At 65.8% G+C, this 21980-nt stretch carries 22 protein-coding genes, 1 tRNA gene and 3 pseudogenes; 10 read left to right on the forward strand and 16 right to left on the reverse strand.

The window, feature by feature from the left end:
* Positions 1-190, reverse strand: a pseudogene (locus tag A5697_RS28495) (rhodanese-like domain-containing protein); the annotation flags it as partial.
* Here A5697_RS28495 and A5697_RS28500 point away from each other — a divergent pair.
* Positions 116-352, forward strand: coding sequence for a 23S rRNA (adenine(2030)-N(6))-methyltransferase RlmJ (locus A5697_RS28500; protein WP_068011825.1), 237 nt, complete (start codon positions 116-118; stop codon positions 350-352). The pseudogene A5697_RS28495 and the gene A5697_RS28500 sit on opposite strands and share 75 nt — an antisense overlap.
* 2 nt (positions 353-354) lie before the next feature.
* The gene (locus A5697_RS20355; RefSeq protein WP_068011826.1) at positions 355-933 is read left to right on the forward strand and encodes a rhodanese-like domain-containing protein; all 579 of its coding nucleotides are present in this window, start codon (positions 355-357) and stop codon (positions 931-933) included.
* Here the strand turns inward: A5697_RS20355 and A5697_RS27365 are convergent.
* The 12 genes from A5697_RS27365 to A5697_RS20415 are packed head-to-tail and all read right to left on the reverse strand — an operon-like array spanning position 930 to position 13504.
* On the reverse strand, positions 930-2663 hold the full coding sequence (locus A5697_RS27365; RefSeq protein WP_156673390.1) for a molybdopterin-dependent oxidoreductase: 1734 nt from the start codon (positions 2661-2663) through the stop codon (positions 930-932). The two genes, A5697_RS20355 and A5697_RS27365, sit on opposite strands and share 4 nt — an antisense overlap.
* 22 nt (positions 2664-2685) lie before the next feature.
* On the reverse strand, positions 2686-3159 hold the full coding sequence (locus A5697_RS20365; protein ID WP_068011858.1) for a CAP domain-containing protein: 474 nt from the start codon (positions 3157-3159) through the stop codon (positions 2686-2688).
* Positions 3160-3191: 32 nt separating this feature from the next.
* Positions 3192-3812: a hypothetical protein gene (locus A5697_RS20370; protein WP_231972125.1), complete on the reverse strand. Its 621-nt coding sequence runs from the start codon at positions 3810-3812 to the stop codon at positions 3192-3194.
* Positions 3809-4471, reverse strand: coding sequence for an Mce protein (locus A5697_RS20375; protein WP_068011827.1), 663 nt, complete (start codon positions 4469-4471; stop codon positions 3809-3811). Before A5697_RS20375 ends, A5697_RS20370 begins: the two co-directional genes overlap by 4 nt.
* 13 nt (positions 4472-4484) lie before the next feature.
* Positions 4485-5963 carry an MCE family protein gene (locus A5697_RS20380; RefSeq protein WP_068011828.1) on the reverse strand — a complete coding sequence of 493 codons (1479 nt, stop codon included), beginning with the start codon at positions 5961-5963 and terminating at the stop codon, positions 4485-4487.
* Positions 5964-7073 (reverse strand): virulence factor Mce family protein, encoded by a 1110-nt coding sequence (locus tag A5697_RS20385; RefSeq protein ID WP_369806134.1) that lies wholly within the window; start codon positions 7071-7073, stop codon positions 5964-5966.
* Between the two features lie 8 nt (positions 7074-7081).
* Positions 7082-8425, reverse strand: coding sequence for an MCE family protein (locus A5697_RS20390; protein WP_068011829.1), 1344 nt, complete (start codon positions 8423-8425; stop codon positions 7082-7084).
* Complete coding sequence (locus A5697_RS20395) at positions 8425-9594, reverse strand: MCE family protein (protein ID WP_068011830.1); 1170 nt, start codon at positions 9592-9594, stop codon at positions 8425-8427. The genes A5697_RS20390 and A5697_RS20395 overlap by 1 nt, the downstream gene beginning before the upstream one ends.
* The gene (locus A5697_RS20400; protein WP_068011831.1) at positions 9591-10607 is read right to left on the reverse strand and encodes an MCE family protein; all 1017 of its coding nucleotides are present in this window, start codon (positions 10605-10607) and stop codon (positions 9591-9593) included. Before A5697_RS20400 ends, A5697_RS20395 begins: the two co-directional genes overlap by 4 nt.
* 11 nt (positions 10608-10618) lie before the next feature.
* Positions 10619-11887: an MCE family protein gene (locus A5697_RS20405; RefSeq protein ID WP_068011832.1), complete on the reverse strand. Its 1269-nt coding sequence runs from the start codon at positions 11885-11887 to the stop codon at positions 10619-10621.
* Positions 11888-11891: 4 nt separating this feature from the next.
* A complete protein-coding gene (locus A5697_RS20410; protein ID WP_067944022.1) occupies positions 11892-12740 on the reverse strand; it encodes an ABC transporter permease in 849 nt (282 codons plus the stop codon).
* A complete protein-coding gene (locus A5697_RS20415; protein WP_067944024.1) occupies positions 12737-13504 on the reverse strand; it encodes an ABC transporter permease in 768 nt (255 codons plus the stop codon). The genes A5697_RS20410 and A5697_RS20415 overlap by 4 nt, the downstream gene beginning before the upstream one ends.
* 616 nt (positions 13505-14120) lie before the next feature.
* Between A5697_RS20415 and A5697_RS20420 the strand changes: the two genes are divergently transcribed.
* The 3 genes from A5697_RS20420 (at position 14121) to A5697_RS20430 (ending at position 16339) form a co-directional block, all read left to right on the forward strand.
* Positions 14121-14924: a Stf0 family sulfotransferase gene (locus tag A5697_RS20420; RefSeq protein WP_067944025.1), complete on the forward strand. Its 804-nt coding sequence runs from the start codon at positions 14121-14123 to the stop codon at positions 14922-14924.
* A gap of 127 nt (positions 14925-15051) precedes the next feature.
* Positions 15052-15216, forward strand: a complete 165-nt coding sequence (locus A5697_RS28140) for a hypothetical protein (RefSeq protein WP_197501073.1) — start codon at positions 15052-15054, stop codon at positions 15214-15216.
* A 4-nt stretch (positions 15217-15220) separates the two neighbouring features.
* Positions 15221-16339, forward strand: coding sequence for a YeiH family protein (locus tag A5697_RS20430; RefSeq protein ID WP_068011834.1), 1119 nt, complete (start codon positions 15221-15223; stop codon positions 16337-16339).
* A gap of 15 nt (positions 16340-16354) precedes the next feature.
* Here A5697_RS20430 and A5697_RS20435 read toward each other — a convergent pair.
* Positions 16355-16567 (reverse strand): annotated as a pseudogene (locus A5697_RS20435) (aminotransferase class V-fold PLP-dependent enzyme); the annotation flags it as partial.
* Between the two features lie 385 nt (positions 16568-16952).
* On the opposite strand from A5697_RS20435, the gene cysK reads away from it, so the two are divergent.
* From cysK to A5697_RS20455, 4 genes are all read left to right on the forward strand, one after another.
* Entirely contained in the window at positions 16953-17885 is a 933-nt protein-coding gene (gene cysK, locus A5697_RS20440; protein ID WP_067944030.1) for a cysteine synthase A, read from the forward strand.
* Between the two features lie 2 nt (positions 17886-17887).
* Entirely contained in the window at positions 17888-18571 is a 684-nt protein-coding gene (cysE, locus tag A5697_RS20445) for a serine O-acetyltransferase (RefSeq protein WP_067944032.1), read from the forward strand.
* Positions 18572-18578: 7 nt separating this feature from the next.
* Positions 18579-18998, forward strand: coding sequence for a thioredoxin family protein (locus A5697_RS20450; protein ID WP_067944034.1), 420 nt, complete (start codon positions 18579-18581; stop codon positions 18996-18998).
* A gap of 95 nt (positions 18999-19093) precedes the next feature.
* Positions 19094-20740 carry an NAD-dependent malic enzyme gene (locus A5697_RS20455; protein ID WP_068011836.1) on the forward strand — a complete coding sequence of 549 codons (1647 nt, stop codon included), beginning with the start codon at positions 19094-19096 and terminating at the stop codon, positions 20738-20740.
* Positions 20741-20763: 23 nt separating this feature from the next.
* On the opposite strand, the pseudogene A5697_RS20460 reads toward A5697_RS20455, so the two are convergent.
* Positions 20764-21045 (reverse strand): annotated as a pseudogene (locus tag A5697_RS20460) (muconolactone Delta-isomerase family protein); the annotation flags it as partial.
* A 101-nt stretch (positions 21046-21146) separates the two neighbouring features.
* Between A5697_RS20460 and A5697_RS20465 the strand changes: the two are divergent.
* A complete protein-coding gene (locus tag A5697_RS20465) occupies positions 21147-21869 on the forward strand; it encodes an SDR family NAD(P)-dependent oxidoreductase (protein WP_255395981.1) in 723 nt (240 codons plus the stop codon).
* Positions 21870-21881: 12 nt separating this feature from the next.
* On the opposite strand, the gene A5697_RS20470 is transcribed toward A5697_RS20465, so the two are convergent.
* A tRNA-Asn gene (locus A5697_RS20470) sits at positions 21882-21954 on the reverse strand.
* Between the last annotated feature and the right edge of the window lie 26 nt (positions 21955-21980).

Genomic DNA, 21980 nt, shown 5'->3' on the forward strand with positions numbered 1-21980 from the left:
CGGCGATCGAGGCGCGGTAGCCGCTCGCGCAGTGAACCCACACCTCGCGGTCCGGGGGGATCTCGGCGAAGCGCTGGGTCACCTCGTGCAACGCGATGTTGACCGCGCCACGCACGTGTCCATCGTCGAACTCGCCGGTTTGGCGGACGTCGAGGACGAGGACGCGCCTGTCGTCCAGCGCTTCGCCGAGATCCCCCCGGACCGCGAGGTGTGGGTTCACTGCGCGAGCGGCTACCGCGCCTCGATCGCCGCGGCGCTGCTCGACCGCGAGCGCCGTGACGTCGTTCTCATCGATGACAACTACAGCAACGCCGAAAAGCTCGGGATCACGACCCACTTGGCAAGGGAGTAACCATGAACGCACCGACGGCCGACGCGATCACGTCGATCGAGCTGCGGAAGTTGATCAAGTCGCCCAAAGCTCCACGGCTGGTCGACGTTCGGACCCCCGCCGAATTCGAGACCGCGCACATCGCCGGATCCGTCAACGTGCCGCTCGACGTATTGGATCAGCACGGCGCCGACATCGCGGACCGCCTGGCCCAGGACAACGACGTCGTGTTGGTGTGCCGTTCCGGCCAACGCTCAACCAAGGCGCAGGCGCTGTTACGCAACGCCGGGCTCACCAGCGGGCGGGTGCTCGAGAACGGCATCACCGACTGGGAGGACCAAGGTTTCGACGTGGACCGTGGCGCCCAGCGCTGGGAGCTCGAGCGTCAGGTCCGGTTGGTCGCCGGGTCAGTGGTGCTGTCGTCCGTTCTGGGCAGTGTCGCGGTCCCACGACTCAAATGGGTGGCCGCCGCAATCGGCGGCGGCCTGACGTATGCCGCCCTGAGCGACACCTGCGCCATGGCCACGGCGCTGTCCAAACTCCCGTATAACCGCGGCACGACCTCGGACGTGAAGACGGTGCTGTCGCAACTCGACGGCTAGGCCTGCGGGCCCGGGAGAACCTCGATGGAAATCGCCTGAATCGCGTTGCCGCCGTAGCCGAACCGGTTCCAGTCCGGTCGCTCCGGCTGCGTGTTGCCCGCCTCGTCGGTAGCCCGCGCACGTACGGTCTGGGTCCCAACAACGTCGCATCGGGTGAACAGCTCCCACCATTGCCAGCTGTGCCGGCGGCGTTCACCGACCAGTCGGGCGGCCTGCCACGGGCCGCCGCCGATGCAAACGTCCACGCGATCTATCGGCGCCGCGCCCGACCAGGCGACGCCTCGCACGACGATTGTCCCGGCGGTCACCGTGGCGCCATCGGCGGGCTGGGCGATCAGCGCGCGGACACGCTGCAGGCGGACCGGCTCACGGACGACGCCGTCGCCACCGTCCCATTCGTAGTGGTACCGCTTCGTTTGGAAGAAGGCCTCGAAAACATGGTCAACGACTTCAATCTCGGTGAGCCACTTGACCGACGCGACGGAATACCAGCCCGGCACTATCAGCCGGACGGGGCGACCGTGCTGCAGTGGTAGCGGCTCGCCGTTCATCGCGTAGGCGACGATCGCACCCGAGTCGCAAGCATCCCGCACCGACAAGGCGCGCTCGAACCGCACCGGCGCCGTCGCGCCGTCGACCAAACCCGCATCGGCGCCACGGAACACGACATCGTGGGCCTGCGCCGCCAGGCCCGCCCGATCAAGAATCTCGACGAGCGGAACACCCGTCCATTCGGCGGTGCTCGCCGCCCCGAATCGCCACTGTTCGCCGTCGACGGGTGGATCGAACTGTGCGCGACCGTTGCCCGCGCATTCCAGCGTGGCGACCATCGACTGTTTCGGCATGTTGTGCAAATCGCCCAAGCGCAGCCGTAACGTCCGCTCGACCGTTCCGCCGACCGTCAGCTCATATTGGTCCGGATCCACCACCGGCGTGCTGAAGTGGTTGCGGACGTAGAAGTGGTCGGAGGGCATCACGACGCCACCGATCAGCTCGGGAAGCGATGTCTCGCAATTGAGCGGATCCTCGCGGTGGACGACAAGTGCGGGCCCGCCACCATGGGTAACGACCGGTAATCCGGCGGCCGCCCACGCGCACATACCGCCGGCCAGGTTCACCGCGTCGAAGCCCGAACGGCGAAGCGAAACCGTCACCGCCGCGGATCGTCCACCCGAGCGGCACACCACAACGATGCGGCGGTCCCGAGGCAGTTCATGTTCTCGAGTGCGCACGCCCTCGGCCGGCAACAACATCGCGGTCGGCGCGTGCTCGGTACACCATTCGCCGGGCTCACGCACGTCAAGCAGCAGCGCGCCCGCGTCGAGAAGTGCCTTGGCCGCCCGGGGACCGACTTGTGGTGTGTCGACGACGATCTCGTTGCCGACAGATACCGGGAATCCGGCGCCTTGCCAGGCGGCGAATCCCCCAACCAAGTCCGAAACGTCGTCGAAGCCCGAGGCTCGCAGCAGGCTCGCCGCGGCGATCGAGTGATCGCCGCTGCCGCAGTAAACGACCACCGGGGCCGCCGGATTGAGGGCGGAAAGCGAATCAGTCAGCGTCGACAATGGAATCCCCCGCGCGCCCGGGATGACGCCCCGCGCCATCTCATCCTGGCTGCGCACGTCGATCACCTGCAGCTGCGGGTCCAGGCCGCGCAATTCGGCCAGTTGCCCGATGGTCAACCGCGGCGCGCTTTCGACCAGGTCCATGCTCGGCGGCGTCGGGCTCAATGGGCACCTTCTTTCAGCGTTGTCATCGGTTGCGTGGGGCCGGTTGGCCGTACATCGCCACCACGACGGTCCGGTCCATACTGTTCTCCGACCACACCCCCATGGAGCTGTTGGCACAGTCGCGAATGATCGCCATGTCGTCGGGGTTGTAATACCACTGGTTGACCAGCTCCAGGCTGCTGATGGCGATGGCCGGGTTGATCGCGATCGTCTCGGCCGCCTTGCCGCGGAAACCGGCGGCATTGGCCCGGTCCTGCGGTGTCGATCCGTCAGATCCGAGGTCATCGTTGATGTTTCGGTTATTCATCATGTCGTCGGCGTGCCATTGCGCGGCCAGCGTGAGCGCGTTGTCCCGGATGACGTCGTTGGTGCAGCCCGCCTGATGTTGCAAGGTGTAGACGGCGGACACGACGGCGCTGTTGAGCCGCTTGTTGTCGGCGTGCGCCGAGGGGGCGGCCAGCATCACCGGCGCCGCGGCCAGCACGGCCGCGGGCATCACGCGTACCCACCCGATCATGGTTACTGCCCTCACACCGGATCGAAATGCGAGACCAGCCACCGGCCGTTGACCTTGTCCAGTGTCACCCGGACCACGGGCTGGGTATCGGTGGGAGCGCCCTCGCCGACGGTGACGGTTTGGTTGACGAAGAGCAGGGCCACGGCGTGATTGGACGTCACCGAAACCGGCGCTGCCGCAGCAACTTTGGCTGCCGCGGTGATGTGCTTCTCTTTTGCCCCTGGAATGACCACCTGGCGGGTCAGCTCCGTGTAGGCGTCCTTGAAATCACCGGTCAGCCGCTCGCGCGCGGCGGCCAGGTCTTTGTCCACCGAGTCCGCCTTGTACGACAACAGGGCGACGGCGTCGTCGCCGGCGACTTTCACCACTTCGGTGCGGGCTCGCGCCACGTCGTCGGCAGAGGCGGTCACCCACTTGAAGTAGCCCGCCGTAAGCGTGAGCAGCAGCGCCAGTCCGGGCAGCACCCCGTACGCAAGGACGCGCGACCACGGGATCGGCCGCCGTTCCCGCGTGCGGGTGTCGGGCTGGTCGTCGGACGTCTCGTCGATATCGACGGCGCCCTCGGGCGTGGCCTCGTCGTCGGCCTCGACGAATTCCTCGTCCTGTATGGCCCTTTCGTTGAGAGTCGTCATGGCACGAACACCACGTTCGAGACCTTGGCGTCCTGGCCGACCGAGCGGACCTCTATTCGCATCCGCCATTCGCGGGGCGCCTCCTCGCCGCCGGCGGTGCGCGATTTCACCGCGACCGCCACCAGCACCTGCGCCGAGTCGCCGCGCTGCGATTCCAGGCCCGCGTCGGTGACCGTGCCCTCCGATTTCGACTGCGCCGCCTTGACGACTTCGATGAACGGCTTGGACCGCTGCTCGAAGTCGTCACGGAACGCCCCCGTGGCCAGATCGAGGATGCGTTGCACGTCTGAGTCGACCTCCGTGTAGTTGATGGTGGTGAGGTTCACCGCGCCCTGACGAGCAACCTGCACGAACAGATCACGCTGGGCTTGGGCCTCATGCTTCTGGTAGGCCTGGTAGCCCAGCCAACCGGTCAACCCGGCCAACGCCGCCACGACGACGCCGCCCGCCGCCAACGCCCGCCCGGTTCGCGAAAGTCGCGGACCGGCCCGGTGCCGCAACCGGGCGAGCCGGCTCTTCAAACCCGCCGTGCCCTCGGCGGTTTCGTCGGTCTCCGCCGCGGTTTCGGCATCGTCGACGTCGTGGGCGCCGACCGCTGTCGCCTCGCCGAGTTCGTCGGCGGCATCAGCGGTTTCAGGCCCTTTCGTTTCTTCGGTCATCCTGCTCCTTTGGTTACGCCGGCGGCACCAAGAGTGACTGCCAGTTCTTGGCGCGGGGGTGCGCGAGGTCGAACTCGGTGTAGCGACGCCCATCGGGGCCGATGTAGTCGCCGTTGGCCGGGTCATAGGTCGCGATTGCGAACGGCGGCGGCGCGGGCGCCGGTGGCGCGGTCCCCCGCGGCGGTGGAAGCCGCGGATCTTGTCCCGGCGGATACATCGGAACGCCCTGCCCGCTATAGGTGGCGTTCGGGTCGCCCTTCCAGTTGTAGCCGTCGTTGAGCGGCACGTATTCTTCGTCGCTTTCGCACAACTCAACCGTGGGCGCACGCTTCTCCGGCTTGCTCTCGCACGGAATGTTCCGCACCCCACGGACATTGAACTCCGAGTCTTGCGGGACTCGGCAGAACAGATCCGCGGCGGGGCGGTCCGGTGCGTCCACGTTGGCCGGCGACCGGCGCTGAGTCGGCGGCAGGTACCCGGTCGTGCACGGCGGCGGCAGGTTGATGTTGAGGTTGAAGTCCAGCTGGGCGCCCCGGTACTCCTGCTTGGTGTTCGAGCTGGGCACGACGATTGCGGCCATGGCCGCGATGCCCTGGGGGAACAGCACCAGAAGCTGCTCGATGTCATGGCGATACACGACGGCGATGTCGCCCAGGCTGACCAGGTTTGCGAACAGCACGGGCAGCGCGGGTGTGACCCGGTCGAGCAGCGCGCGACTTTCCTCCACCCCGTTGGTGCCCTGCGTCAACAGGTCCCGCAGCGCGGCGTCCTGCGCCTTGAACTGGGCCGTGATGGCGGCGGTGCGATTCGCCCACCTGGCAATGGAATCCGAGGTCTGGATCTGGGAGTTGAGCACCGGAGGCGTCTGGTCGATCAACGCGGCAAGCGGGCCGACGGTCTGCCCCCCGGCAATGGCCAGGGCGGCCGATCCGTCGACGATTCGAGACAACTCGGGTCCGAGACCACCGACCGCACGGTCCGTCTCGTCGACCACCGTGCGAAGGTTGTCGCGCGGAATCGCCTGCAGTGCCCGGTTGGTCACGTCGAGCAGGTGCCCGATGTCGACGGGTACGTCAACTCGGCCGGCGGGAATGACATCCCCGGCTCGCAGCGCGCGGCCGTGGTCGCCGTCCTTACCGGGCTGGGGGGTGAGCTCGATGTACTGCTCGCCGATCGCCGAGCGGCTGTGCACCGACGCCTGGACGTCGGCGGGCACCTTGACACCGGATCTGATGGCGAGCACCGCGCGGACACCGGTGGCGGTCACATCGACCGACTTGACCTGACCGACATCGGTGCCGCGATAGGTGACAACCGAAGTCTGGTAGAGCCCGCCCGACTGCGGCAGGTCGACGGTGACAACGTATTCCCCGATCCCGAAGAGCGTTTCGGGCAACTTCATGTAGTTGAATGCCATTGCCCCACAGGACACGACCGTCACCAGCGTAAGGATTGACAGTTGTATCCACGTTCGGCGGTTCAGACGCAGCATTCAGTATCCCCCGAAATGATATGGATAGGTCAGCGGGTTGCCGGCGGTGGCCGGACTGGGCTGCATCCCGATCGTGCGTCCCCACTGCAGTTCGAGCTGGGTGAGGTTGCCTTCCCACCGTGAGCCGGTGAAGAACCCGGTGTCGAGGCGGCTCAGTGTCAGGTCGACGATCAGGGTGAGGTTGGCGTAGTCACCGCGGAACCAATTTCTCGCGGTCGACGCCGGCCACGGATAGGCCACCAAGCCATCCAGCCCCTTGGTCAACGACGGTCCCGCGTCGGCGAGCGATCGCAGCACCGGCGCGATACTGCGCAGGTTGTTGACCAGAGATTCCTTGCTCTGGCGCACGGTATCGGCCGCGATGGCGCTGAACTTGCCGAGTTGATCGATCGCGTCGGCGATCTTGGTGCGCTCGTCGGCCAACACCCTCAGCGCTTTGGGCACGGTGATCAACGCCTTGTCGACTGTTGCGTCCTTATCGGCGAACTGGCCGACCAGCGAGTTGAGATTCTCGGCCGCGGCAATGATGTCGTCGGTCTGGTCGTTGGTCCGGGCGATGAACTCGTCCAGTTGCTTCAGCAGGCTGCGCATGTCGTTTTCGCGCCCGGCGAATGCCTTGGCGATCGACTGCGTGATCTCCTGCAGCTGCCCGATGCCGCCGCCGTTCAGCAGGATCGAGACGGAGGCAAGCGTCTGCTCGGTGGTCGGATACATGCTCGCGTGCGCTAACGGGATGACCGACCCGTTCTTCAGCTGGCCGACGGGCGGTTCGTCTTTGGGTGGCGCGAGCTCGATGTGCATCGAGCCGAGCAAGCTGGTCTGGCCCAGCTTGGCCGTCGAATTGGCCGGCAGATGCACATCCCCGTTGATGCGCATGGTGACCAGCGCGTGCCAGTCCTGCAGCTGAATCTTGGTCACGTTGCCGACGTTGACGTCGTCGACCCGAACCCGCGTGTTCTCCTGAATGGTCACGACATCGGGCATCTGGGCCTGGACGGTGTAGGAGCCCGGCCCGTTCCCGGAGGTGCCGGGCAAGGTGAACGAGTTCAGCCCCTTCCACCCACAGGCGGGAAGGACGGCGACGCAGACAAGGCAGAGCAACGTCCCCATCGCGCGCCTCATGAGGCACCCGCCGGAAGCATCAGATCCCGCAACACCTGGGTCGAGTTGACCGTGCCGTTCGGTGGTGGTGGCGGCGCGGGTGCCTCACCCGGCGGCGGTTCGGTGGACGCCGGAGGTGGTGGTGCGTCGGGCGGCGGCGGGGTTGCGTCGGGCGGCGGTGCCGGAGGGGTGTACCCGGGCCGGAGCCAGTCCTCGCTGTAGGTGATCTCGCCGGGGCGGGCCTGAGTCCCGACGAAGGGGTTGAGCCCCGCCGGAATGTAGTTGTACAGGCGGTTTTTGATGATCGGGTTGATGTACTGCAGGCACAGCTTCGACACCCGGTCCAAGCGGGCCCGCGATGCGGCCTCGATGGAACTGCAGATCCATTGCGGGATGTCGGCGAAGTTGTTCAGCGCGATGATGCCGGTCATCGCGCTTTGCGCCGGCTGGTAGATGTTGAGGAAGTTCTGGAACACCGTCGGGGCGATGTGCAGGATCTGCTTGATGTCCATGCGACTGTCATTCAACGCGGTCGTGACGGAAGCCAACCGGTCGAACGTGACGCCCATCGCTTCCCGGTTCTCGGAGAGGAAATCGCGCAGATCGGTGAGCGCCCCGTCGAGACCCTTGACGGCAGTGGCGACTTCGTTGGGTGTGTTGGTGAGCAGCGTCGTCACGCTGGCCAAGTTCTGGTTGAACGAGGCCAGCAGATCACTGCTGGAAGACAGCGCCGACACCAACAGCTGCAGATTGCGCACCGTGCTGAAGATGTCGTCGGCGTGATCGCCGAGCGCCGAGATCGCCGCGGAGAGCTTAATCACGGTGTCGCGGGCGGTGTCACCTTGGCCGCGCACGTTGTCGGCGGTCGAGTTGATGAACTCACCGACCGAATTCACCCCGTCCGCGGAGGTCGGCTGCAGCGCCTCGGTCAGCTTTTCCAGCTGCTTGCGGAAGTCATCCCATTCGACGGGGACCGCTGTGCGACCGAGCGGTATCGAGGCGCCGGGGCTCAGCTTCGGGCCGCCCGAGTACGCGGGAACGAGTTGAACCGCCCGGGGCGTCACCAGGGACGGCGACAGGATCGCGGCGCGGGCGTCGGCCGGGATGGCGTACTGCTTGTCGACGGAAAACGTCACCTTGGAGCTATTGGGTTGCGGCTCGATCTTGTCGATAACGCCGACCGAGACGCCGAGGATCCGCACATCGTCGCCGACGAAGAGGCCGTTCGCCTCGGTGAAATATGCCGTGTAGGTGTTCTTTTCGACGTCCGTCCACAGCCTCGAGCCGACCAGGAACGAAGCCACGGCGAGGGTGCCGACCAGGCTGATCGCGGTCAGTCGTTGCAGCGTGCGCCGGCTCATCACTGTCCCCCCGTGCCGGCGTTCGCGGGGTCGGGCGGTGGGCCCGGCGCCGGCCCCGGTGAGGGGGGCTGCGACCAGATCGGGTGCGGTGCCTGCTCCGGCGGCACGGGCGGCGTTCCGGTGGGCGGGTCCACCGACTCAGAAGGCAGCTTCTGCTCGGGGTCCAAGAACCGGTTGTACATGCGCGCATCGATCGTCGGCCCGCTGAGCTGCCCCGGTATCAGGTTGGCCACGTAGGCCTTGAAAAACGGTCCAGAGCCTAGGCATTCGCCGAACGACATCGCGTAGCGCTTGAATTTGGGCAGGCTCGCCTGGATGTCCTGCTTGCGGTTGTCGAGGACCTCGAGCACGCCGTTGAGCTTGTCGAGGGCCGGCTTGAGCTGCGTCCTGTTGTCGTTGACCAGCCCCGAAACCTGATGTGACACCGCGGTGAGATTGTTCATCAGCGCGTCGATGGAATCGCGTTCGTCCAGCAGCGCCGCGAGCAGCGCATTGGAGTCCGCCACCAGAGCGGCGATTTGTTGGCTGCGACGGCCCAGCACCGTCGAGACCTTGTTCGCGTTCCCCAGCAGGTTGCGCAGCTGCGTGTCGCGGTTGTTCAGTGTCTCGGAGAACCGGGCCACACCTTCCAACGCGGGCCTGACCTCCGAGGGTGTTTGCCTGAAGGTGTCCGCCAAAGTGGTTAGAGCAGAGGATAACTGCGCGGTATCCAGCCCGCTGATCTCCGTGGTCAGGTCTCCGAGCGCGTCGGGAAGGTCGTACGGCGAGTGAGTCCTGTTCAGGGGAATGGTGCCCGAGAGCTTTCCCTCTCCACGGGACGTGAGCTCGAGCATTTTGGCGCCGAGGATGGTTTCGGTCTTGATCGCGGCTTCGGTGCGGTCGCCCAGCGTGATGAATTTGCGGACGGTGAAGCCGACCCGGACCTTGGTCCCCTCCAATTTGATGTCGGTGACCCTGCCGACCCCCATCCCGGAAACTCGCACCGAGTTACCCGTTCGAATGCCGCCGGCCTCGGAGAAGTATGCCGCGTAGTCGTTGGTGTTCTTGATGAATGGGAGCTTCTCGTAGTTGAAGGCCGCAACGGTCACACAGGCCAACATGAAGACACCCATCGCGCCGATCTTCCATGGGCTTTGCCGGACGCCGGCTTTGATTTTGGACTGGTTCATTGCGGCGTGCACCGTCCGCTCGGCTGCCCGACCAGCTTGATGAAGATCGGGTTGCCGCCCTTTCCGTTGACTTTCATCAGGACCTCGCAAAAGTAAAAGCCGAAGTAATCACCGTTGAGGCCTTGTCTTGCCAGGACCTGGTAGATATCGGGCAGTTGCTTGAGGAGGTTGTCGACGTAGTCACGATCCGAAAGCATCTGCGCTGACATGCGATCCGTCTCGTGCACGACGTCCTTGATCGGCTGGCGGGCCTGGACTAGGAGATCGGCGACCGACCCTGCGGCCGCATTGATATAGGCGAGCCCCGTGGAGATCTCGTCTTTGCGCTGCGCCAAGCCGTTCACAAACTGGGACAGCTTGTCCAGGCCGTCGGAGAACTCGCGGTCGCGGGCGGCAAAGGTGTGCAGCACGGTGTTCAGGTTCGTGATCAGCTCGCTGATCAACTCGCTGCGCCCGGCCAACGTCGAGGTCAGCGTCGAGGTCTGGGCCAGCACCGAAGCCAGGGTTCCGCCTTGTCCCTGGAAGATTCGCAGTAACTGACCGGACAACGCGTTGACCTGGTCGGGGTCCAGCGCCCGGAACAGCGGCCGGAACCCACCGATCAGCGCATCGATGTCCAACGCGGGCGACGTCCGGGCCAACGGAATCGTCGCGCCCGCCGGCAGCCGGCGTGGGGAGCCCGGCCCCTCCTCGAGCGCGAGGTATCGGTCACCGATCAAGTTCTCATAGCGCACAAGGGCTTTGGTGCCCTCGGTGAGGCGCACACCTTTGTCCACCGAGAAGCCGATCACGACGGTGCCGTCGCGCTGCAGGTGCAGGTCCCCGACCTTGCCGACCTCCACCCCCGCGATGCGCACGAAGTTGCCGGACTTCAGCCCGGAGATGTTCGTGAAAACGGCCTGGTAGCCGGTGCGGTCCTCGAAGCGAAATTGACCGAACACGGTGATCAGGGTGAACGTGAAGACCGCGCACACCGCCGTGAAGGCGGCGATGCGCACGATGATGGCGGACATCTTTCGTCTTTTCACGGCGGCGGTTGTCCCCCACGGTAGAAGTAGCGCGGCGCTTCCGGCGGGTTCTTCGTGGTCGGGAACCAGTTCGCCCACCACGGATTGCCGACGGCCATGTTGGTGCGGATCTCGTTCGGAGCCGCACCCCACCCGGTGTCGGTAACCAGCGCACGCACCGGGAAGTTGGCGCTCGGGTCGGGCAGCGACCCACAGCTGGGCTTGCCCCCGGGGCCGCCGGTGGCGTTCGTCTTCGGAAGGTGTTTCGGGTAGCGGTAGGGGTCGTCACCGAACAGCAGCCCGGCGTCCAAGATCACCGAGTAACCGTTGCCGCCCAATGCGTCTCGACCGCCGTGGTCGACGTACCATTGCGCGCCCTGGAACAGGCAGGTGAACGTCGGCGAGTACTTGTTCAGCAGCGCCGTGGTCGGATCGAGCAGGTTGATGGACCGCACGATGTTGGATTCGTTCCTGCCGATGACGTTGATGCCGGTCTGGCTCAGGCCGACCGCCGACAACAACAGCGTGTCGAGCGACCGCTGGTTCTCGGTCAGCGTGTTGCTGGTCGTAGTCGCCGAGTCGAGGATCGACAAAATGTTCTGGGCCGCATCGGAATAGACCGCCGTCGTCTTGCCGAACAGCCTCCAGTCCTTGTCGATGGTGTCCATCCGGGGATTGACGGTCAGCAGCACGTCGTTGGCACCGGTGATGGCCTGGCCGATCCGTTCCCCCTTTCCGCGCAACGCTTCGGAGAAGGCGGACAAGATCGCGTTGAGCTTCGCCGGATCGATCGCATGGACCACCGATTGCAGGTTTTCGAAAACGGTGTTGACCTCGACCGTGACGTTTCTGGAACGCAGCACCGCGCCGGGCTTGAGCGGGGTCGCGCTGGGGTGTTCGGGCACGATCAGGTCGACGTACTTCGACCCGAATGCCGTCGTAGATTTGATCTCGGCCTCAAGGTTGCTCGGCAGGAACTTGAACGGGCCGGGCTGCATCTTGAGCTGCAGCTGAGCCGCTTTCACATCGGTGCCGATCGAACCGACCTGACCGACCTGCACGCCGCGCAGCTTGACCTTTGCCCCCTGCTCCATCACGAGACCGGCCCGGTCCGACACCAGGGTCAGCGGGATCGTTTCCTGGAATTTGCCCGAGAACGCCCCCGCGGTCAGCGCGATGATCGCGCCGATGAGGATGAACAGCGTCGGCGCCCACCAGATCGGGTCGATTCTGCTGTGGCGGACCCGATTTCGTTGCCTCCGACCGCCCGCGCTGTGATTGCTCATGCGGTCATCCGGACAGGTTGAAGTTGCCGGACTGCCCGTAGACGGACAGCGAAATCGCCAGGCAGACAAACGCCGTGACGATCATCGATGACCGCACTGAACGACCGACAGCCTCCCCCACCCCGGCGGGACCCCCGGTCGCGGTGAAACCGTAGTAGGTGTGCACGACCATCACACCCGTCGCCATGGTCAGGGCCGCCAGAAACGACCAGAACAAGTCGGTGGGGCGCAGGAACGTGGAGAAGTAGTGCTCGTACACGCCGCGGGACTGGCCGTAGCTGTAAATAGTCAGGAACTTGGCGGCGATGAAGGACATCAGCACAGCAACGGCGTAGAGCGGGATTACGACGAGCACGCCGGCGATGATGCGTGTCGACGACAGATACGTGATGGCGCGGATACCCATCACTTCCAGCGCGTCGATCTCCTCGTTGATCCGCATGGCCCCCAGTTGCGCCGTCGCTCCGGCACCGATCGTGGCCGCCAATGCCAGACCGGCCGTGCAGGGCGCGATCATCCGAACGTTCAGGAAAGCCGACAGAAAACCCGTCAGCGCCTCGACCCCGACGTTGGAAAGCGTGTCGTAACCCTGCACCGCGACCAGGGCGCCGGTGGTCAGCGTGAGGAAGCCGATGATGCCGACGGTTCCCCCGATCACCGCCAAAGCCCCTGTGCCCATGCCCATCTCGGCGATGAGCCGCAGCAGCTCGTTGGGGTAGCGGCGCACCGCGTCCACGGTGGAGGCCAGCGATTTTCCGTAGAATTCGGTCTGCTCACCCAGCTTGCGGGTGTAATCGGTCAGCCGCGGACCGACGGTAACGAACCAGGACGGTTCCTGCGCCGCGCCGGTCATTTGGCGGTCACCTTCACGCCGAGCGCGGTGAGCACGATGTTGATGAAGAACAGCGCCATGAAGGAGAAGACCACCGTCTCGTTGACGGCGTTGCCGACGCCGGTGGGTCCGCCGCCCACCGAAAGGCCCTTGTAGCAGGCGATCAGGCCCGCGGACAACCCGAACAGGGTTGCCTTGATCAGCGAGGTCACCACTTGGGGAAGCCCGGTGACCAGGGTCATTCCCGCGACGAACGCGCCGGGGGTGACGTGCTGAACGAAGACCACGAAAACGTAGCTCCCCGTCAACCCGGTGACAGCGACCACCGAGTACAGCAGGACCGCGACGAAGGTGGCGGCGATGATACGGGGAACCACCAGCGCCTGAATCGGATCGACGCCGATCACCTTCATCGCGTCGATTTCCTCGCGAATCGTCCGGGCGCCGAGGTCGGCGCACATCGCCGTCGACCCCGCGCCGGAGACGACCATCGCCGTGACGACCGGCCCCACCTGCGTCACCGATGCCAGCCCCGCGCCTGCGCCGGACAGGTCACCGGCCCCGATCTCGACCAGCAAGATGTTCAGGACGAAGACGATGAGGACCGTGTACGGGATGGACAACATGATCGTCGGGAAGATGGAAACCCGGGCGACGAACCAGATCTGCTCGAGCAACTCCCGCCATGCCCACGGGCCCCGCACCGCTGCGACTAGCGCCTGGGCGCTGAGCACGAAGAAATCGCCCAGCGCGTTCATGGGCTTCGCAATGGCGGTGCCGTTCATAGGGCGCGCTCGGCCCGACCGGCGTCCATATGGATCAACCCTTTTTCCATTCTCTTAACGCAATTAATCCGCTCGTAATTAACCAGCTTGAAAGCACCGGATATCGCGGCACGCCGACCGCGATGTCAGTTTGCCTGCGTAGATCACGCAAGGAATTTACGGGCAACATTGTGACCGCGTCAGGGTTGCAATCAACACGAAGAAATTTATCCAGCGGCGAGAAGGACTCGGCCGAGGGTTCATGCCGTCTGCGGCATCCGGCACGCGAGTATTCGAATAAAAGCCCAGGATGAGACGATGATCTTTCCGTCGCACCGCGACCGAATTCAGCCCAGTGGGCGCCCCGGCGGTGGTGCTCGAAGACGGCCGGACCAACATGCGGCGAACGTCACAGACGCTGCGGAGCGCCTCGGCCGTGGGAATGCGGAATGGCGACTCGTCGCTTGCCGAGTTTTCCGTTGCCAACAACCTAGTCGAGCGCTCACGGCCACCGTCCGTTTGGCTATCGCCGTCAGACGAACACGGTTCGGACTTTCGCTTTTCAAAGCAAGGTTTAGGTTCAGGCTGAGCCTAAACACCACCTGCACGAGAATTTCCGCCCGGATACGCTTGGCAGGTGACCGATACCCCGTCCTCCTACCTGGTGCTGGCCTCCCAGCGCAGCGGCAGCACACTGCTGGTCGAGTCGCTGCGCGCGACTGGGGTGGCCGGCGAGCCCCAGGAGTTCTTCCAATACCTGCCGGCCACCAGCCAGGCGCCCCAGCCGCGCGAGTGGTTCGCCGGCGTGGAGGACGAGTCGATCTTGCAGCTGCTCGACCCGCTCGATGCCGGGACGCCGGACCTGGCGCCGCCCGAGATCTGGCGCGACTACATCCGCACGGTCGGCAGGACGCCGAACGGGATATGGGGCGGCAAGCTGATGTGGAACCAGACGCCGCTCTTGTTGAACCGCGCGAAGAACCTGCCGAATCGCAGCGGCGACGGCCTGTTGGCCGCGATCACCGATGTGGTGGGTGAGGAGCCGCTGTTCATCTATGTGCATCGGCCCGACGTGATTTCGCAGGCGGTGTCGTTCTGGCGGGCGGTGCAGACGCGGGTGTGGCGAGGGCGGCCCGACCCGGCTCGCGATGCACGCGCTACCTATCACGCCGGCGCGATCGCGCACGTCGTCACCATGCTGCGCGCGCAGAACGAGGGCTGGCGGAATTGGTTCGCCGACGAGGGCGTCGAGCCGATGGAGATTCCGTATCCGGTGTTGTGGCGCAACCTGACTCAGGTGGTGGCCTCAATCCTGGAGGGGCTGGGGCTCGACCCGGGCCTGGCGCCCGAGCCGGTCCTGGAACGTCAGGCCGACCAGCGCTCCGATGAGTGGGTGGACCGGTACCGCGCGGACGCCGAGAAGCTCGGCCTGCCAACCTGACCGGAGCGCAAACCGCGCACGCCACCTAAATTCAGGGCGATCCAATCACTTGGTCGCCGCGGTCCAAGACGCCACTATTCGCACAGAATGTGGCGTCCAGGGCCACCGTGAACGAGGAGCAATCATCGTGGGTGAACGCGCGCCGAGTGACGGGCGCGAGCAAGACGCGTCGCAACGGCCGGCCCGGCCCGCGAGGCTCGGCTCGATATCGGTGGACTGGTGGGCTACCGCGGTGGCCGGTGTGATCGTCGCGCTCGCGGTGGCCAACGTGCTCCCGAAGATCCCATGGTGACCGCGTGAGCACGGTTCGCGTCGAACCCGACGAAACGTCGGCCGAGGCCCCGTTCACCAGCACCCGTCCCCTCGACTACGTGCCGGGCATCCTGCTCCTGATCGGAGTAGGGGTGCTAGGCAAGTACGCCCAGGTCTGGTGGAACGCGGTGGCCAAGCACCAGCACTGGACGGTGCCCGACATCGAATACGTGTTGTGGGCCATCGTGATTGGGCTGCTCATCACCAACACCCTCGGCCTGCACCCGATCTTCCGGCCCGGCGTGCAGACTTACGAATTCTGGCTCAAGGTCGGCATCGTGGCGTTGGGTTCGCGATTCGTCCTCGGCGATATCGCCAAACTCGGCGGCCTCAGCCTGGTGCAGATTCTGGTGGACATGACGATCGCCGGAACGATCATCATCGTCGCGGCGCGCGCGTTCGGGTTGTCGGGCAAGCTCGGCTCGCTGTTGGCGATCGGCACGTCCATCTGCGGGGTGTCGGCCATCGTGGCCGCGAAGGGCGCGATCCGGGCCCGCAATGCCGACGTCAGCTACGCGATCGCGGCGATCTTGGCCCTGGGCGCGGTGTCGTTGTTCGTGCTGCCGCCGCTGGGGCACGCAATCGGACTGACCGACAACGAATTCGGTTTGTGGGCCGGCCTATCGGTGGACAACACCGCCGAGACCACGGCCACCGGCTATCTGTTCTCCGATCATGCGGGGAAGATCGCGGTGCTGGTCAAATCGACGCGTAACGCGTTGATTGGATTCGTGGTCCTGGGATTCGCGCTCTATTGGGCCGGACGCGGGCAGGCCGACGAGATCGCGCCCGGCGCGAAAGCCAAGGTCGCGTTCATCTGGGCGAAGTTCCCGAAGTTCGTGCTCGGCTTCCTGGCGGTCTCCGCGATCGCGACCGCGGGCTGGCTGACCAAGGGCCAGACCGCCAACCTCGCCAACGTGTCGAAATGGGCATTCCTGCTGACCTTCGCCGGCGTGGGGCTCAACACCGACATCCGCCAGATCGCGCGCACCGGATGGCGGCCGCTGGTCGTCGCGATCATCGGGCTCACCGTCGTCGCCGTGGTCTCACTGGGCATCGTGCTTTTGACCTCACGCGTATTCGGTTGGTACGCGGGCACTTAGCCGTGAACTAGCAGCTCACCCGACGTTGGTGCCGCCCTCGGCGATCCGCCGCACCGCGCGCAGGAAGACGTCGATCTCCTCGAACGTGTTGTGGAACGCGAACGACGGCCGAACGGTGGCCTTCAACCCGAGGCGGCGCAGCGTGGGCTGGGCGCAGTGATGGCCGGCGCGCACGGCGATCCCCTCGGCGTTGAGCGCCTTGCCCACTCCGAGTGGATCGCCGCCAGCACGCCGGCCGGCCCGCCGGCGTGCTGGCGAACGGCCGCGGGGAGTCGACAAAAACGGGCTCAACCGGCGAAATTGTCGAATGTCCTATAGTGGGCGTTATGCAACAGGCCACACAGCCGTGCCTTGTCCTTACGTGCCGCACCGCCGTGCACTGCTGTTGTCGTTGTTGTTGATTCCCTGACGCCGCAGAAACCCTCGCGTTTCCTCCAGGTTTGCGGGCCGCTCGCACAGGTAGCACCCAGTGGCCGCGTCGAAGCGTTAGTCAATCTTGAAGAAGGATCACCCCGCCGATGACCAATTGCCCATACGCACTGGCGTCGCCTTCGCATTCGACATCACCTGGTAGGCCGACGAAGCTTGAACCAACATCGCCCGAGGAAGACAGATGAGCATCGCAGATAACGTCACACAACTGATTGGAAACACTCCGCTGGTCCGGCTGAACCGGGTCACCGACGGGGCGGCCGCCGACGTCGTCGCCAAGCTGGAGTTCTTCAACCCCGGAAACAGCGTGAAGGACCGCATCGGGGTCGCGATGATCGATGCGGCCGAGCAAGCGGGCCTGATCAAGCCCGACACGATCATCCTCGAACCGACGAGCGGAAACACCGGCATCGCACTGGCGCTGGTGGCTGCGGCCCGCGGCTACCGCTGTGTGTTGGTCATGCCGGACACGATGAGCATGGAGCGGCGGATGCTGCTGCGCGCGTTGGGCGCCGAGATCGTGTTGACGCCGGGCGCCGAGGGGATGCCGGGCGCCATCGCCAAGTCCGAGGAACTGGCCAAGAGCGACCAACGGTATTGGGTGCCCCAACAGTTCGAAAACCCCGTGAACCGGGAGATCCACCGCAAGACCACCGCCGAAGAAGTGTGGCGCGACACCGAAGGCAAGATCGACATCTTCGTGGCCGGCGTGGGCACCGGCGGCACCATCACGGGGGTCGCCGAGGTCATCAAGGAACGCAAGCCGTCAGTGCAATTCGTCGCCGTGGAGCCGGCAGCGTCGCCGGTGCTCTCGGGCGGACAAAAAGGTCCCCACCCCATCCAGGGCCTGGGCGCCGGGTTCGTGCCTCCGGTGCTCGACATGGAACTCGTCGACGAGGTCGTCACCGTCGGCAACGAGGAGGCCATGGACGTGGCACGTCGGCTGGCACGAGAGGAGGGCTTGCTGGTCGGCATCTCGTCGGGTGCCGCGGTGGTCGGCGCCCTGCAGGTGGCCCGCCGCCCAGAAAACGCCGGAAAGCTTGTCGTCGTCGTGCTGCCTGATTTCGGCGAGCGGTATCTCAGCACGCCGTTGTTCGCCGACCTGGCGGGTTAACCATGCTCGACGCCATACGCCGGGACATCCGGGCCGCCAGGGAGCGCGATCCCGCTGCCCCGACCACGCTGCAGGTGATCTTCGCCTATCCAGGCGTGCATGCCATCTGGGGCCACCGGATCAGCCACTGGCTCTGGATCCGCGGAGCCCGGTTGGCCGCGCGGATGCTCAACGAAGTCACCCGCATCTTGACCGGAGTCGACATCCACCCCGGCGCCGTCCTGGGCGCGGGCCTGTTCATCGACCACGCCACCGGCGTGGTGATCGGCGAGACGGCCGAAGTCGGCGAGGACGTGACGATCTACCACGGCGTCACGCTCGGCGGCAGTGGGCGGGATACCGGCAAACGCCACCCGACCATCGGTGACCGGGTGACCATCGGTGCCGGCGCCAAGGTGCTCGGTGCGATCAAAATCGGCGATGACAGCCGGATCGGCGCCAACGCTGTCGTCGTCAAAGAGGTTCCGTCGAGCGCCGTAGTCATCGGGGTTCCCGGCCAGGTCATCAGCCGCCACGGGCGAAACAGCCCAGACGACTCGATGATGCCCGACCTCATCGGCGTCAGCCTCCAGTCCCTCCTCACCCGGGTCGCCAAGCTCGAGGCCTCCAACGACGGGCAACAATCCGCAAGTGTCATCCGGCCACCGGAAGCCGGCGTGTGGCACGGCGAAGACTTCTCCATCTGAGGACCAATTGAGCACTCTCGTGATCGCAGGGACGGCGGTGATCGCTGCGCTGGGGGCCGCCACTGCGGCCGGAGCGATGATCAATCGACGGTCCGGGGTACTTCGCGAGACAAGTCCCGGTCTCCCACAGGACACGGCAGACCTCGGTTTGTCCGACGCGGGTCCCACAGTCGTCCATTTCACCGCAGCATGGTGCGGTCCGTGCGCTTCGGTGCGTCGCGTGATCGAGCAAGTGTGCAGCGACCTCCCCGACGTGACGCATCTCGAAATCGACATCGACGCCAATCCTGCTGCCGCCAAGCGGCTTTCGGTGTTGTCGCTGCCAACTACCTTCATCTTCGACGCCGACGGCCGGCAGCGATACCGCAGCGCGGGCGTCCCCAAGGCCGCTGACCTGCGCCAGGCGCTGCAACCTCTGCTGGCCTGACCGCGGCGCCGGCGCTTCGAATGCCGTTCGAGATGCGATCACCGCGATCGACGCTACGGTTGGCGTAAGCGACCGCGTCACGGACGGAGATTGCGATGAGCGACCCCCACGCGCCAAAGATCCCGGCGGCGCTGTCCTCGCCGAGTCTGAATCGTGGGGTCGGCTTCACGCACGAGCAGCGGCGGCGGCTGGGCCTGACCGGGCGGCTCCCACCGGCGGTGCTCACGCTCGACGAGCAGGCCGACCGAGTGTGGCATCAGTTGCAAAGCCTGGCAACGGATCTAGGCCGAAACCTGCTGTTGGAGCAGCTGCACTACCGCCACGAACTGCTCTACTACAAGGTGCTGGAGGATCATCTGCCGGAACTGATGCCGGTGGTCTACACGCCCACCGTCGGGGAGGCCATTCAACGGTTTTCCGACGAGTACCGGGGACAGCGCGGGCTTTTCCTGAGCATCGACGAGCCCGACGAGATCGAGCCCGCCTTCGCAACTTTCGGGCTGGAACCCGACGACGTCGACCTGATCGTGTGCACCGATGCCGAGGCGATCCTGGGCATCGGCGATTGGGGCGTGGGTGGCATCCAGATCGCGGTGGGGAAGTTGGCGCTCTATACCGCCGGTGCCGGCATCGATCCCCGTCGCTGCATCGCGGTCTCCCTTGACGTGGGCACCAATAACGAACAACTGCTTCAGGATCCGTTCTACTTGGGCAATCGGCACGCCCGGCGCCGCGGCGACGAGTACGACGACTTCGTCAACCGCTACATCGAAACCGCCCACCGGCTGTTCCCGAAGGCGATCCTGCATTTCGAAGACTTCGGTCCGCTGAACGCCCGGCGGATCCTGCACACGTACGGCGACAAGTACTGCGTGTTCAACGACGATGTCCAGGGCACCGGCGCGGTGGTCGTCGCGGCCGTGTACGGCGGATGCCACGTCACCGGCGTGCCGATGCGCGACCAGCGGGCCGTCGTCTTCGGGGCGGGCACCGCCGGGATCGGGGTGGCAGACCAGATTCGCGACGCGATGGTGTCCGACGGCGCCACCATCGAGCAGGCGACGGCGCAGATCTGGCCGATCGACAAGCAGGGCCTGCTATTCGACGACATGGACGACCTGCGCGATTTCCAGGTCCCCTACGCCAAGAACCGCGCCCGGCTGGGCGTGGGAGCGGGAGACCGGGTGGGATTGGTGGACACCATCAAGCTCGCCTCCCCCACCATCCTGCTCGGCTCCTCGGCCGTGTTCGGCGCCTTCACCGAGAAGGTCGTGCAGGCCATGACCGCGTCGTGTGAGCGCCCGATGATCTTCCCGCTGTCCAACCCCACATCCCGCATGGAGGCCATGCCCGCCGACGTGCTGCAGTGGTCCGACGGCAAGGCGCTGATCACCACCGGCACCCCGGTCCCGCCGATCGAATACCACGGCACCACCTACACCATCGGCCAGGCCAACAACGTTCTGGTGTTTCCCGGAATCGGGCTCGGCATCATCGTCGCAGGGGCCCGGCTGCTGACCAAGGGAATGCTGCAGGCGGCGGCGAAAGCCGTTGTGCTACAGGCTAGCCCGTCAGCCGCCGGGGATTCACTGCTACCCGATGTCAGGGAATTGCGCGCCATCTCGACGGCGGTCGCCGAAGCCGTGTATCACGCCGCGGTCGCCGACGGGGTGGCCACCCGCACGCACGCCGATCCGCGGCAAGCCGTCCTCGACACCGTCTGGACACCGGCGTACGACTAGCGCTTTACGGATGGTCCCGCCCCAGGGTCGTTCGGGTGCGGCGCCAGCGGCGTCACCTTATCGGTACGCCACACGCGCAGCGGCATCGAGGCCAGCACCTCCTCGAGCCGGTCGGCGTCAGCAGCGGCGAACAGACCGAGCGTGCGCCACTCACCCGGCCGCAGCGGCGGCCGCCACAAGCGCAACAGGTGCCCCTGCTCGGCGAGCTCGCGGGAATGCGCGGCCTCTCGGGCCCGGACCTCGTCGACCGTCTCCGTCGGGGTGCCATCCGGGACGTGCGTCGTCATCGTGACCAGGAACTCCACCAGTCCTCCTAATAGGTTGCGCTCACAGTAAATTCACGAGGGACGGCGCGCCAGCGCAATGGCGCGACGCGCGGCAGGCAGACAAGGCAAGGAGACCTCAATTGACCGCCGATCAGGCCCACCAGAAAGTCGCGATCATCACCGGCGCCTCGCAGGGCATGGGTGCCGCCCTGGTCGAGGCCTACCGCGAACTCGGTTACGCCGTGGTGGCCAACTCACGCTCGATCGCCGCCGGCGATGACCCCCGCGTGGCGGCCGTCGCCGGTGACGTCGCTGATCCCGCGACCGCCGACCGTATCGTGGCGACGGCGGTGGAGCGGTTCGGTCGGGTGGACACGCTGATCAACAACGCGGGCGTCTTCGTCCCCAAGCCGTTCACCGAGTACACGGCGGCGGACTACGAGTTCGTGACCGGGGTGAACCTCGCCGGCTTCTTCCACGTCACGCAGCGAGCCATCGCCCGAATGCTCAGCCAAGGCGGGGGCGGCCACGTCGTGAACATGACCACGTCGCTGCTCGACCAGGCCAACTCCGCGGTCCCCGCGGGATTGACCGCCCTCACCAAGGGCGGCCTGGCGGCGGTGACCAAATCGTTGGCCATCGAGTACGCACGCAGCGGGATCCGCGTCAACGCCATCTCCCCGGGCAACATCGCCACGCCGATGCATGCCGACGACGACACCGCCGCGCTGGCCGCCATGCATCCCCTGGGCCGGATGGGCGCCATCGCCGACGTCATCGAGGGGGTTCGATACCTGGAGGCCGCGACCTTCGTGACCGGGGAGACCCTCCACATCGACGGCGGCCAGAGCGCCGGACACTGAGTCTCAACCTTGCTCCCCCGCCTGGACTCGAACCAGGAACCTATCGGTTAACAGCCGAACGCTCTGCCAATTGAGCTACAGGGGATCAACACGATCGCGGGACGACTCTAG

This window comes from Mycobacterium sp. E3251 (assembly GCF_001666835.1).
Lineage (GTDB): Bacteria > Actinomycetota > Actinomycetes > Mycobacteriales > Mycobacteriaceae > Mycobacterium.